Origin of the sequence: Paenibacillus sp. FSL R7-0189, from assembly GCF_037969925.1 — a bacterium.
Classification (GTDB): Bacteria; Bacillota; Bacilli; order Paenibacillales; family Paenibacillaceae; genus Paenibacillus_AQ; species Paenibacillus_AQ odorifer.
Genome location: NZ_CP150223.1, coordinates 3,578,279 through 3,590,074, shown reverse-complemented (window position 1 = coordinate 3,590,074; position 11,796 = coordinate 3,578,279). Strand labels below are relative to the sequence as shown.

At 47.3% G+C, this 11,796-nt stretch carries 14 protein-coding genes and 1 riboswitch; of the genes, 1 reads left to right on the top strand and 13 read right to left on the bottom strand.

Annotation, left to right across the window (positions count from 1 at the left end):
- Nucleotides 1-138: 138 nt before the first annotated feature.
- The 9 genes from MKY63_RS15610 to MKY63_RS15570 form a co-directional block, all read right to left on the bottom strand.
- Nucleotides 139-1,308 (bottom strand): hypothetical protein, encoded by a 1,170-nt coding sequence (locus tag MKY63_RS15610; RefSeq protein ID WP_143758685.1) that lies wholly within the window; start codon nucleotides 1,306-1,308, stop codon nucleotides 139-141.
- Nucleotides 1,305-1,877 (bottom strand): RNA polymerase sigma factor, encoded by a 573-nt coding sequence (locus MKY63_RS15605; RefSeq protein WP_076100935.1) that lies wholly within the window; start codon nucleotides 1,875-1,877, stop codon nucleotides 1,305-1,307. The genes MKY63_RS15610 and MKY63_RS15605 overlap by 4 nt, the downstream gene beginning before the upstream one ends.
- A gap of 129 nt (nucleotides 1,878-2,006) precedes the next feature.
- Entirely contained in the window at nucleotides 2,007-3,344 is a 1,338-nt protein-coding gene (locus tag MKY63_RS15600; RefSeq protein ID WP_036679719.1) for a 5'-deoxyadenosine deaminase, read from the bottom strand.
- A gap of 70 nt (nucleotides 3,345-3,414) precedes the next feature.
- A riboswitch (purine riboswitch) is annotated at nucleotides 3,415-3,513 on the bottom strand.
- 552 nt (nucleotides 3,514-4,065) lie between these two features.
- Complete coding sequence (locus MKY63_RS15595) at nucleotides 4,066-4,269, bottom strand: hypothetical protein (RefSeq protein ID WP_339809267.1); 204 nt, start codon at nucleotides 4,267-4,269, stop codon at nucleotides 4,066-4,068.
- 844 nt (nucleotides 4,270-5,113) lie between these two features.
- Nucleotides 5,114-5,644 (bottom strand): GNAT family N-acetyltransferase, encoded by a 531-nt coding sequence (locus MKY63_RS15590; RefSeq protein WP_094903703.1) that lies wholly within the window; start codon nucleotides 5,642-5,644, stop codon nucleotides 5,114-5,116.
- A gap of 142 nt (nucleotides 5,645-5,786) precedes the next feature.
- Complete coding sequence (locus tag MKY63_RS15585; RefSeq protein ID WP_339809266.1) at nucleotides 5,787-6,203, bottom strand: hypothetical protein; 417 nt, start codon at nucleotides 6,201-6,203, stop codon at nucleotides 5,787-5,789.
- 4 nt (nucleotides 6,204-6,207) lie between these two features.
- Nucleotides 6,208-6,510 (bottom strand): hypothetical protein, encoded by a 303-nt coding sequence (locus tag MKY63_RS15580; protein WP_051491084.1) that lies wholly within the window; start codon nucleotides 6,508-6,510, stop codon nucleotides 6,208-6,210.
- The gene (locus tag MKY63_RS15575; protein WP_036679724.1) at nucleotides 6,507-6,851 is read right to left on the bottom strand and encodes a hypothetical protein; all 345 of its coding nucleotides are present in this window, start codon (nucleotides 6,849-6,851) and stop codon (nucleotides 6,507-6,509) included. The genes MKY63_RS15580 and MKY63_RS15575 overlap by 4 nt, the downstream gene beginning before the upstream one ends.
- Before the next feature lie 24 nt (nucleotides 6,852-6,875).
- The gene (locus MKY63_RS15570; protein WP_036679726.1) at nucleotides 6,876-7,163 is read right to left on the bottom strand and encodes a hypothetical protein; all 288 of its coding nucleotides are present in this window, start codon (nucleotides 7,161-7,163) and stop codon (nucleotides 6,876-6,878) included.
- 195 nt (nucleotides 7,164-7,358) lie between these two features.
- On the opposite strand from MKY63_RS15570, the gene MKY63_RS15565 reads away from it, so the two are divergent.
- Nucleotides 7,359-7,874, top strand: a complete 516-nt coding sequence (locus MKY63_RS15565) for a GNAT family N-acetyltransferase (protein ID WP_036679727.1) — start codon at nucleotides 7,359-7,361, stop codon at nucleotides 7,872-7,874.
- A 65-nt stretch (nucleotides 7,875-7,939) separates the two neighbouring features.
- Here MKY63_RS15565 and MKY63_RS15560 read toward each other — a convergent pair whose 3' ends face one another.
- From MKY63_RS15560 to MKY63_RS15545, 4 genes are read right to left on the bottom strand one after another with little or no spacing between them, the layout of a single operon-like run.
- Nucleotides 7,940-8,671 carry a sugar phosphate nucleotidyltransferase gene (locus tag MKY63_RS15560; protein ID WP_036679730.1) on the bottom strand — a complete coding sequence of 244 codons (732 nt, stop codon included), beginning with the start codon at nucleotides 8,669-8,671 and terminating at the stop codon, nucleotides 7,940-7,942.
- Nucleotides 8,672-8,718: 47 nt separating this feature from the next.
- Nucleotides 8,719-9,456: a glycosyltransferase family 2 protein gene (locus MKY63_RS15555; RefSeq protein ID WP_036679731.1), complete on the bottom strand. Its 738-nt coding sequence runs from the start codon at nucleotides 9,454-9,456 to the stop codon at nucleotides 8,719-8,721.
- Nucleotides 9,453-10,373 carry a glycosyltransferase gene (locus MKY63_RS15550; RefSeq protein ID WP_094903705.1) on the bottom strand — a complete coding sequence of 307 codons (921 nt, stop codon included), beginning with the start codon at nucleotides 10,371-10,373 and terminating at the stop codon, nucleotides 9,453-9,455. The genes MKY63_RS15555 and MKY63_RS15550 overlap by 4 nt, the downstream gene beginning before the upstream one ends.
- Complete coding sequence (locus MKY63_RS15545) at nucleotides 10,370-11,212, bottom strand: glycosyltransferase (protein ID WP_305953534.1); 843 nt, start codon at nucleotides 11,210-11,212, stop codon at nucleotides 10,370-10,372. Before MKY63_RS15545 ends, MKY63_RS15550 begins: the two co-directional genes overlap by 4 nt.
- Nucleotides 11,213-11,796 lie beyond the last annotated feature (584 nt).

Here is an 11,796-nt window from a genome sequence, read left to right as displayed (position 1 = left end):
CAGATTGTTCTAGTATAACAATACTTACTTTTTTTATCAAAAATGTGCACCGTTCGCTCCCACTACAAATAGGGAAACCCCACGCCTTTTCGGCTGTGGAGCCTCCCTATTTAAGCCTATTATGTTATGCCCTTCAATCTAAGACTGGCTTGCTGGCGAATCCTCTTTCACCTTCCAGATCGTTAAATCACTATCATAATATACAGTGATCTCAGGACTGCCAAGCTTATGAAAGGTGAGATTCCCGGGCTCCTGATCTCTTTTAAGCAAGCTATATTCGCCCACATCAGCAACGCTAAATATCTTAGTCAGCAGAGGCGCGGCCTTCTCACGTAGACGATCCCCATCAATTAGAGACAGCTCACGGTCTAATACCGTTAGTTGTTTGGGATCTGTTTTATCACTAGCACGAGGATTTGTATCACTAATCTGCCCAATCCTTCTAGTAACAGTATCGAGCGTAACCGAAACCTTTGATCCGTATTGCAGCGTAAGTCTATCCTGATCCTTGTCCATAGCCCGAAATACTAAACTAAGCTCTTCATCACCTCCGTTACCTCTCAACACCTTCAATGCCTCTTCCCCAGCTTGACGCGTCTCTTCTGATACCGCCGAGGCCTCAAGCGTGGCTGATGCGTAATCGAATTCACCATTTACAAATCCGATACGCCATTTCTCCGCCCTAAAGTTATTTTCAATTTTCACGCTAGAATGTTGTGTAGCATCATATTCAACATATCTGAGCACATCATAAGCTGAATCATTCGCATAACCCAGTTTGCCCTTGATCTCTTCCGCACGGGTTTTCATTTCAGCGTCGATCTCTGCAGTTGTCAGCATCGCGCTCATCTTCGTTTGCACCAGTTCTCCTGTCTCATAATCGATCCAGATATATGCGGAGTCCTCATCTTTCTGGTAAGAGTAAAATATCTGCTGTTGCTCCTTAAGCCATTCCCGGTGATCTAGCGGATAAGTCTTTCCAAGTAAACTCTGCATCACCTGATCTGCGTTCCGCTGTAGCTCAGCCTCCGTGAAATGCGACGAAACCTCAGTTTGCGCAGGGTTGCTTGATTCATTACCAAGGAACCTTCCGTTCAGAAAGAATATGCCTAAGCCCAACAGTACAATAAAACTTGCCACAGCCCACATTTGCACAGATAGTCTTTTTCCTGAAAAAGATTTCGTTCCTTGTTGATCTTCTTGAATTCGGCGAATGACGTTGTCTGCATGCCTCATAGTAAACTTTTCATTTCCAAAAGGTCCTTTTCGGGCCTGAGCATACCATTCCGGTTGATGATCCTCCATCATTCTACCCCCTTTAATTTGTTCTGAATTTTTTGCCGCGCTCGGTGCAATCTTGATTTTACCGTTCCATGACTCAAGTTCATCAGTTCAGCTATTTCTTTTATAGAGAGCTCATATTTCAAATCCAGGACCAATACTTCGCGCAGCTTGGGAGACAATGCCATAATTAAATCCCATATCTCACCAATGGACTGATTACCCAAATACTCCATCTCCGCAGATCGGGCTATACCAAGAGGTTCAATAGTTTTTTCCCGCTGCTCCACATCAACCGTGGACAATGGCTGTACACCACCCCATAAGCCCGAACGAAAAAAGCGCGATTTCCGGTGCGAAAAAACAGTATTCCTGGCAATCGTAAGCAACCATGCTTTAAATGAAGAATTCCCCCGGTACGTGCCAATCCGGTAATAACATTTAATGAATACTTCTTGGGCCAGATCATCGGCCTGTTCAGAATTTTTGGTAAGATAATAGATATAATTCCATATATCCTCTCCGTAACGGCTCATGATTTCTCTTAATTGCTGTTCATTCATCGTCTCGCTATGCTGAAGACCTTCCAGTTCCAATTAGCTTCACCTCACTTAATACGACCTCATAAAAGGCACTTTAGTTCCCTTATGTTCATATTTTCTCATAAAAAAACAGGGGGTCCAGTGATCCCCTGCAAATAAAGATATCCGAATCGCCCTCTCTCCTCAAACGATCGAGGTATGCGTAAGTAATCTTTTAATAGAACGGTTAGCTTCATTTAGTACAATTTCTTTATCCACAGTCTTTAGCAAACCTCTTTCCATCACGATCTCCCCGTCGATTATCGTTGTCTCCACATCTGCCCGCGTAGCGGAATATACAATTCTAGAGATGGGATCTACGTCGTAAGAGGGGAAGGTATGAAAATTGTAGAGATTCAGGAGCACTAGATCTGCTTTTTTGCCTACCTCGATACTCCCGATCTTATCCTCCATCCCTACGGCCTTCGCCCCACCAATAGTAGCCATACGGAATACACTGCGGGCATCCATGGTTGTGGGTCCGTGATGAGGCTTTTGAATAATCGCCGCCAATCGCATCTCATTAAACATATCCAGATTGTTATTGCATGGAGCGCCATCCGCTCCCAGACTAAGAGAAACATGCTCATGAAGCATCCCTGGTGTGTCCGCAATTCCGGAGGCCAATTTCAGATTGGAACCCGGGCAATGACTTACATGCACCCCTCGATCCCGCAAAATCCGCCGCTCCTCAGCATCCAGCCACACGCAATGCGCCAGTATAAGCCGTTCATTGGCTAATCCTAGATGATCCAGATAGACGATGTTACGCATGCCAGTCATGGCCTGCACAATCTCAATTTCCCCTAAATTCTCAGACGCATGAGTATGCACCTTCACATCGTATCTTGCGGACAGATCCCGCACCTCGGTTAATAAAGGCTCTGTACAGGAAATCACAAAACGTGGAGAAAATGCATACTGAATCCGGCCGTTTCCATAACCATTCCATTTTTCCAGTAAATCGACACTTTCCTGCAAAGAAGATGCGGTATCCTCCTGCAGCGCCTCAGGCACATCTCCCCCTTTTTGATCCATCATCACCTTGCCGGACAAGGCCCGGATTCCACTTTTAGCTATAGCCTGAAACGCAAAATCCGTATGATGGACAGTCTCCATATCCACAATCGTCGTCGTGCCGCTGGTGATCAGTTCGCCGATGCCAAGCATAGCCGAATAATATAGGGATTCTTCATCATGCGCGGCCTCTAATGGCCAGATTCGTTTGCGCAGCCAATCCATCAGCTCCAGATCGTCCCCTTTACCACGGAATAACGTCTGGCATAGATGAATATGAGTTTGGATAAAACCCGGAATTAATGTACGGTTCGTAGCATCAATGATCTTCTCGTCACCCTGCGGGATCAGGCCAGTGCCGATTTCAACGATGAGATCATCCTTAATCCGGACATCCCCGTGTAAAATTTCCTCTTGCTTGTTCATCGTAATGATTTCGGCATTTTTGATCAAAATATTTCCCATAGCCCTTCTCCCCCTCATTGAGTTAATTCCAGCACAACTTCACGCCTGTAAAGCAAAAAGGCCACAAAAATATGCCTGAGCATATTTTCGTAGCCAGAAATTTACGGTTCCCGGTAGAGACCCTTAAACCAATTATTAAGGATATACGAAAAAAGATCTATTCATTTGTAATTTGAATAGTCCAATAATAATCTAAAGACAGGTTACATGTCAATATACATGACACACAATATCGATTATGTATTTTAAATAGTGATTTATAAAAGGAATTCAGCGTTTTGCGTTATGAAAAATAACATTAATTCGTTTTATGATCACGAATTCTTACGTTAAAATATTTTCGATTATGCTACGCTGTGCATCGTGTCAGACTTACTGTCAGGAAAACATGGAAAATAAGCTATCCGAGAGCTATTTCATGGCTTAAGAGACAGTCGTTTCGGACGATTAGGTCGGCCATTTCGAATGATTAGATCAGCCATTTCGGACAATCTCTGCTTACTCTAACGCCTTGTGGTAAACCGCTGTGCGCATATAGCGCGGTATGGTGGACTGGTTAGAGCCCGAAAGTGTACGTCTAGCTCTATTCATCTTTTGAACCTATGCCTTCCCTACTGCTACTCAACTGCTACTTCAGCACTGCTACGGCTACTACACTACGGCTACTACACTACGGCTACTACACTACTCCTACTTCCGCACTTCTGCGTTCCCCTTGTGCCTATTCCACTGCTACGTCTGGAGCTTCTGCTTCTGCTTCTGCTTCTGCTTCTGCTTCTGCTTCTGCTTCTGCTTCTGCTTCTGCTTCTGCTTCTTCTTCTGCTTCTGCTTCTGCTTCTGCTTCTGCTTCTGCTTCTGCTTCTGCTTCTGCTTCTGCTTCTGCTTCTGCTTCTGCTTCTGCTTCTACTGCTCTCGCTACGTCCACACCACAGGCGAGTCATAATCCTCCCAAGTACTTTCGGACCCAGATGACGCTATTTGCACATTTATCGCCTTTTGAGCAAGATTTCGGACTCCAGTGGCGCTATTTCCTCGTTACAGGTCCAAATGCAGTGTGTTTTATACCAATAGCTGCTCTGGAGTCCGATAGCATTCCAAATGTGGTGAAATGCCACGTTTAAGGTCATCTGGGTCCGTTACTGTCGAGTCACACTCAGCCACTGATGCTTTCGGACCCAGATGACGCTATTTGCACATTTATCGCCTTTTGAGCAAGATTTCGGACTCCAGTGGCGCTATTCCCTCGTTACAGGCCCATATGCAGTGTGTTTTATACCAATAGCTGCTCTAGAGTCCGATAGCATTCCAAATGTGGGGAAATTCCGCATTTAAGGTCTGCTGGGTCCGTTACTGTCGAGTCACAATCAGTCACTGATGCTTTCGGACCCAGATGACGCTATTTGCACATTTATCGCCTTTTGAGCAAGATTTCGGACTCCAGTGGCGCTATTCCCTCGTTACAGGCCCATATGCAGTGTGTTTTATACCAATAGCTGCTCTGGAGTCCGATAGCATTCCAAGTGTGGGGAAATTCCGCATTTAAGGTCTGCTGGGTCGTTACTGTCGAGTCACACTCAGCCACTGATGCTTTCGGACTCCAATGACGCTATTTGCACACTTATCGCCTTTTGAGCAGGGTTTCCGTAAGCGCAAATTGCTACCTAATCAAACAAAGTTTTTGTTTAGAAAACGGTGTTATTTCCACAAAAAGAGGATATCTCAGTAGCCATTAGATGGCTCATGAGATATCCTCTGGTTCTCTCGCTATGTTAAGCTTCCGAATTCCCGTGTTTTTCTAGAACCTTCTCGAACACCGGAAAATTAGCGGTACGCCCTGGAAAAGTTACCTCACCCCTGAGGTCATAACCCAGCTTGGGATATAGGGCGAGTGCCCCAGTGTTCTTAGCATATGTGTCCAGACGGATACTTGAATAACCATTCTGGCGAGCATATTCTTCTGCATAAGTGCTAAGACGGCGTGCAATTCCCTTTCCTTGAACTTCAGGATGCACAGCCAATCTATGCATAATTAAATGAGGCCCTTGCGTTTCTGTCCAGTCAATCTTCCCATACTGCTCGGATTGGTGCTCGTCCAACACTAGAATGCCGGCCACCGCATTGTTCTCCTCACATACCCATAGATTGCCACGTTCAATATCAAGGGAGATGATCTCCCGGTTCGGATAATGCTCGTCCCACTGATCGCTGCCACCTGCTTGCATCACCTGTACGCATTTGGCAATCAACTCCATAATTTCATCAATCTCATCTTTGCGTGCTCTGCGAATCTCAGTATCCATGAATCATCCCTGCCTTCATCTTAACCTCATATTATTTTCACTTTCATTATGAAGTTTATCACATCGGCAGCGCAGCAAACCAGTCCGCACGAAAACCCCAAGACCCGCTCACGGGCGGAGCGGATCTTGTCATCTGTGTCCCCTAGCTGAATTCCAGCTTATGCCCGTCCTCGAAGCCCTTGGCGAAACCGGCGTCGAACCCCACGTTGTATGCTTCGGTGTAGCCCTGTTGAAAGGCATCTGCCGGGGGCGTTTCCGGCGAAACGCCCAGCTCCGGGGGGAGCGGAATTACCTGTGGAGCAGGCGGAGCCTCGCTCACGGGTACCACAAGCACCGGTGGCTGTGAAACCCTTACTTTACGAACAAGCTTACGACGAAGTCTTCTTTTCTTGCGTAGCAATAGGCCTTTTTTCGACTTCCCATAACGAACAGTTTTCCGGGCAAGAACTCTGCGGGTTTTACGGGCTAGCCCTTTACGAACTTTTGCTTTCCGCGAGAGCAGCAATGTGCGTCTACGGGTTCTGCCTGAACGTAGCGTTCTGCGGCTTTTCTTCTTCATGCTTCTACTCCTCCTGTGCTCCATGTTCTCTGGAGGTTCCTACGGCGTATGCCTTACTCAGCCATGGCGCAGCAGGAATTCCCCGTTTAGGACGATGTAGTGAAATCCCGGACATCATCCGGCACATCGCACTCTGATACCCACTTAAAATCCTGATATTGTCGCTCAATTTGCGGGCCGTCAACTCAGATTGCTCCGTCAATTCGGCGATGCTCTCCAAGATGGCCGCCAAAGCAGCCTGACTGCGCGAAATGGAGCGAATCATCTCCAGCTTGACGGCATGTTCAGAGAGACGGTCCCCGCTCATTTGCTGTCTTCTCCAAAACTAAAGCCATCACCTGACATGTCTCCAAAACCTTCCCCGCCACCATCGTCTTCACCACTGCCCAGCACTGCTTTTAAATTGCTGTAGAGTCCGTTCTCCAGTTTGGTCAGCCCTTCGACCATCTCCACGATGACCTCGTGAATAGAGAGGGACTCCTTCAGTTGCTCACTGTGGGAATCAAAGGCTCTAGCGTGGATATGATGCTGTGCCCACTGCTTTACCTTTTCAGCTTCAACCGCCTTAGCTTCCAGAATCAACGCAACGTTCCACTGGATGGCGGCGGTGGACTCCAGCATTTGCAGATAAGCCTTTTCTCTGCTCATCTTCCGCCTCCCGCTCCTATAGCGTTACTCTTCTTCTTGACCGTTCAATTCCTTAATCACTCTGCCTACCCCATCAGCCATCGCTTCTTCCAGATCTGCAAGTGCATTCAAGTAAGCAATAATATTCTTGTTTACCTGAGTTGAGCTTTCGATCATCCCGCTGATCCCATCAAAATCAGGCTCCGCATCTGGCAGATCGTGGACAATTTGCGACATACGGACAGCCACATGGCGCTCAGCGTCTAGAATCCGCGCCATCTGTTCATGCGTATGGGCCATGTGCTGCAGGACTTTAGTTATTTTACTCTGCACCTTCATGTCTCCTTTGCTCAAACGCCCTGCTACAGCATATGCGGCAGGAGCCGTTACGGTGCCGGGGATCCTCGACAAGTTAAGGCTCTATAAGTGACTGGATGACATAAAGATTACGTTATTGCTAAGTACATTTAAAAGGATTAAAATGTGAAATGCGCAATCCTGAGTTTACCAATGATTGGTGGGGAATATATGAAGCTTGAAAGCCAGCGGATCGATCTAATACCTTTAACTGCCCCAGAACTCTCACTAGCAATAGATAACTATTCGGAGCTACAGCAACAATTAGGCTTAGCTGCCATCAGTGCGGCGCTTGATGATGAAATGCAATATGCTATGCAGATCAGGCTAAAAAAGGTGCAGCAGGACCCCGACCATTACCTATGGTTAACGAACTGGGCCATCGTCCATCGGGAAGATCAATGTATTATAGGATTCATTATCCTTAAAGGTTACCCGAATGAGAAAGGCGAGGTTATTATAGGATATGGGATTGATGAGAAATATAGAAGAAAAGGGTATGCAACAGAGGCACTACGCACAATTACTGCATGGATTTTCTCCCATCCCCAAGCTGTCTATGTAATCGCTGACACTGAAAAAGATAATACAGCCTCCCACAAAGTATTGGAGCGTCTAGGCTCTGAGAGATACAAAGAAACTGAGGATTTAATCTGGTGGAGAATTTCCAACCCCCGAGCCCTCTGAGTAACGCGTGATTTCAAAGCCCTTGCGGCTATCTATAGCAAGATTACATCAAAAAAAGCACTGCCTTATGGCAGTGCATCCTTTAACTTTTCCCCCGCCTCGTGCAAAGACTGGAACGTCCCCGCATCACTCCACCAATCCTTAAGCACATCATAACTAAGTCTGCGATCAGCGGCGTATATATTATTTACATCAGTAATCTCCAGCTCCCCCCTTTTGGAAGGTAATACCCGCCGGATGATATCAAATACAGCTTCATCGTACATATAAATACCAGTTACACAATAATTGGTCTTCGGATGCTCCGGCTTTTCTTCGATATAAGCAATCCATGCCGCATCTTGACTATCAAACACAGGTACACCGTATCTGCGCGCGTCCTCCACCGGCTTCAGCAACACCTTTGCTGTGCCCGCTGGCTGACGGAGATAACTCTCCACATAAGGCTTCAGATCATCCATAAAAAGATTATCCCCGAGCAATACAACAAATCGTTCCCCCGGGAAAATGAACCCTTCTGCTAAATCAAGCGCCTCGGCAATGCCTCCGGCAGCTTCCTGAATTTTATAGGTCAGAGATACACCAAATGCAGCACCGCTACCTAAAAAATCTGTGTACAGGCCAGCAGACTGCTTGCTAATAACCAGAAGAATGTCGGTAATTCCTGCCCGGCGAAGCCGGTCTATGCCGTAACAGACCATAGGATATTTGCCGACCGGAAGCAAATGTTTGTTCATAAGCCGGGTCAGCGGTTGAAGTCTAGATCCTGTTCCGCCCGCCAGTATGACTCCTTTCACTTACTTTCCTCCTCTTTATCTACGTCCTTTGCCTTCGGATCTGCACTTCATATGAAATTTATAGGGTCTACATTCCATTTATCTATAAAAATCTTGCGATTTCGTTCCACCAGTTCTTGCAGTCCGGTATTGTAAACTTGCTTGAAACTTGCACTTCCTTCATGGTGCACCAAGCAATCCCCGGCGATAAGCAACCGATATCCCTTTATCCTGGTACGGTAACAATAATCATCATCTTCGTAATGTCCAGGTGAGAATCTCTCATCCAGTAGACCTACGGAAGTAAGCAGCTCTCTTTTGAATAAAAAACATAATCCTACCAGCCGTCTCGTCTCCAACCATTTCTGGGGATTTGGAAGGTTCGCCCTCTCAGCAGCCTGATGAAAATCTATCAGACCTTCATAATCAGTCTTCACCTGTTGACGTCCACTAGCATAGTTTGTGACTGGCCCAACAATACCAACATCAGGAGCACTATATAGAGCTCTCTTCAGATTAGTTAACCATCCTTGAGATACCACTACATCGTTATTCAGCAGCAGTAATTCATCACCTGAAGCTAGCTGTAGCCCCATATTGCATGCAGCTGGAAAGCCGCGATTGTCAGGCAATGAAATAAACGTTATATGATTCGCACGGCAATAAGTGTCTGTTCCGTCCGTTGAAGCATTGTCCACTACGATAATCTCATAAGGCGGCGGAGTGTAGGCAAGAATAGATTCCACACAGGCCCGCAGCAAGGGCAGCGCATTGTAGGTTGGAATAATAATACTCGTCAGCGTCATATGCGATTCCTCCAAGCGGCTACCTGTCTGCGGTACTCGCGCTGAGTCTCACTACTTAGCAGACCGCCAGCTTTTCGCCGCGAAAGAACCTCATGTAGGGCCTCAGCATGATCTCCTATGATCAGTTTTTCCACAGCATTTCCAACCCCTGTATTTGCCTTGCGCAGCCGATTATGTTTAATAACATTTACCGTCCCAGCCTTCTCCACCCGTAACTTTTCTAATACAGAACGAGCTTGGGCTTTAGGTGGAACCATTAATTCACGGTAGCCTATGGTCTCAAGCGCATGCCGCGAAAGCGCATGAGGAACAGCTGTCATAGAGCTAACCCCGAGATCGTACCTATCCAGAGCATAATTCAGAAACAGTTTGCTGCGGGTGACATCATCACATAATCCAAAAGAAGGCATCAGTGAGTCTAAATCATTAAGAGCTACATCAATCCCACGATCTACAGCCGCCGTGAATGAAACGAGCTGAGAGGCCGGAATGACCATATCTCCATCCAGAAAAAGCAATATATCCCCGCGACTCAGCTTCGCACCGATAGCCCGACCCACATCATGTCCGACAGACTCTGGGCAGTGTACTACAATGGCTTGACGATGTTGTCTAGAAATAGGAAAAGAGTTATCACTGCAGCCATTAAGTACGACGATAATTTCTGCAGGTTCAAGCCGTGCAACCTGATGCAGCAGACGTGACAAGGTCTGCTCCTCATTACGCGCGGAGATAATGACTGACAAAGTCCCGCGTAACTTCGGTAACTTCAGAGTCTCCTTGCCTGCCTTCGATTGCCGAGACAGAAGCGGGCGAGTAGCAGCGTTGCCTTTTACAGAGCGATTGGCTGACCTGTGACGGATTGGGCGTTTCTTTGCCGTTCGAGCTGCTGTGCCTCGTAAAGTTGCAACCATCATCTCACCATCTCTCTGCGCCGGGCTCCGTCGCCAAAGCCCGCTCTGATCCCCCGATGTTCCAGCAACAGGGATACAGCCTCCATATGATCCGCTGTAATCAACTGCTGCAATGGATCTTTGCCGTCTTCCTTGCGCCTTACCGCATTCAATTTCCCTACAGGTACTTTGTGAGCGGCTACCACATGCAGTCCACTAAGAATTGCCTGGGCATGCGCCAGTGGAGGACGTGATAATGAATCGCTCCCTAAAATATCAAGTGCTCTGCGGCTGATTGCGTGCGGAACTGCCGTCATCGAACATCCCTTCAGATCTGGACGGCCAAGCAGAATATTCAGTGCATGTTTAGACAGCACCACCGGATGGGGGGACAGCTTCCGGACCGGACCGGAATAATCATTAAGCGCTATGTCCACTCCACCACTAACAGCAGTGACGTAAGGACGCAGCCCCGAAGCAGGTATCACCAAATCTCCATCTGTAAACAATAGGATTTCTCCCTTGGCTGCCTCAGCTCCCACACTACGGCCAGCGTCGTGTCCAAGCGGCAACTCATAGGAAATAACACGCGCACCTAGCGATTGTGCAATCCCTGCCGTTTGATCAGTGGATCCATTCACGACCACAATTACCTCGCAGCGCGGATGGACCCCTCTGGCTCCAGATATCACTCCCGCAATGGTCTGAGCTTCATTCATGGCTGGAATAATAACCGAAACATAGGGATTAGGATGGTTAACTATAGGGACTACAGCGACTTGCCGCACTGGGCGTGAAGTCCGCCGCTTCATCCGAGAGACCCGCCGTCCTGTGCGGCGGGCAGAAGTTCGTTTGGGCTTCATGCTCATCCACCTTCCTTACAGAGCCAATTCTTCAGGCTGAGGGTTACATCACAGTTTATGTACTACAACGCACAGGGTAACGGCAATTGTCTCCTGTCGTTCTGAAAACAGGACAAATGTACTCCCCACCAAACTTCAGCTTAGATACATTGCGCATAGCCAGCTGCCGCGGACACAATCTGTGGCGGTAACGAACGCAGATTGTGTCCGCGGCAGGGCGATTAGGTTAGGACAGTATCGGACAAAACCGAATCTGCAGCGGATGTTTAGACATTAGCGCTATCGGACACAGTTGCTCCTATTCGCCGCATTATCACACTTTTAGATTATTAACGGACTCCGTAGCAGCTATTGGCATGAAAAGAACTCAATAATGCTCTATTTCTATACAATTGCTTCACTAGAGTCCTAAACCAGCCTTAAAAAACGACAAACCTGCAAATAACGCCATCTGGGTCCGTAAGTAGCAGCGGATGTTTAGACTACCAGGCTATCGGACTGAGCCGCAGCCACAGCGAATGATTAGAACCCGGCGATGCTGACATGTACCGTTCCCCCCCAAAAAAACAGAGCAGCGATCTCCA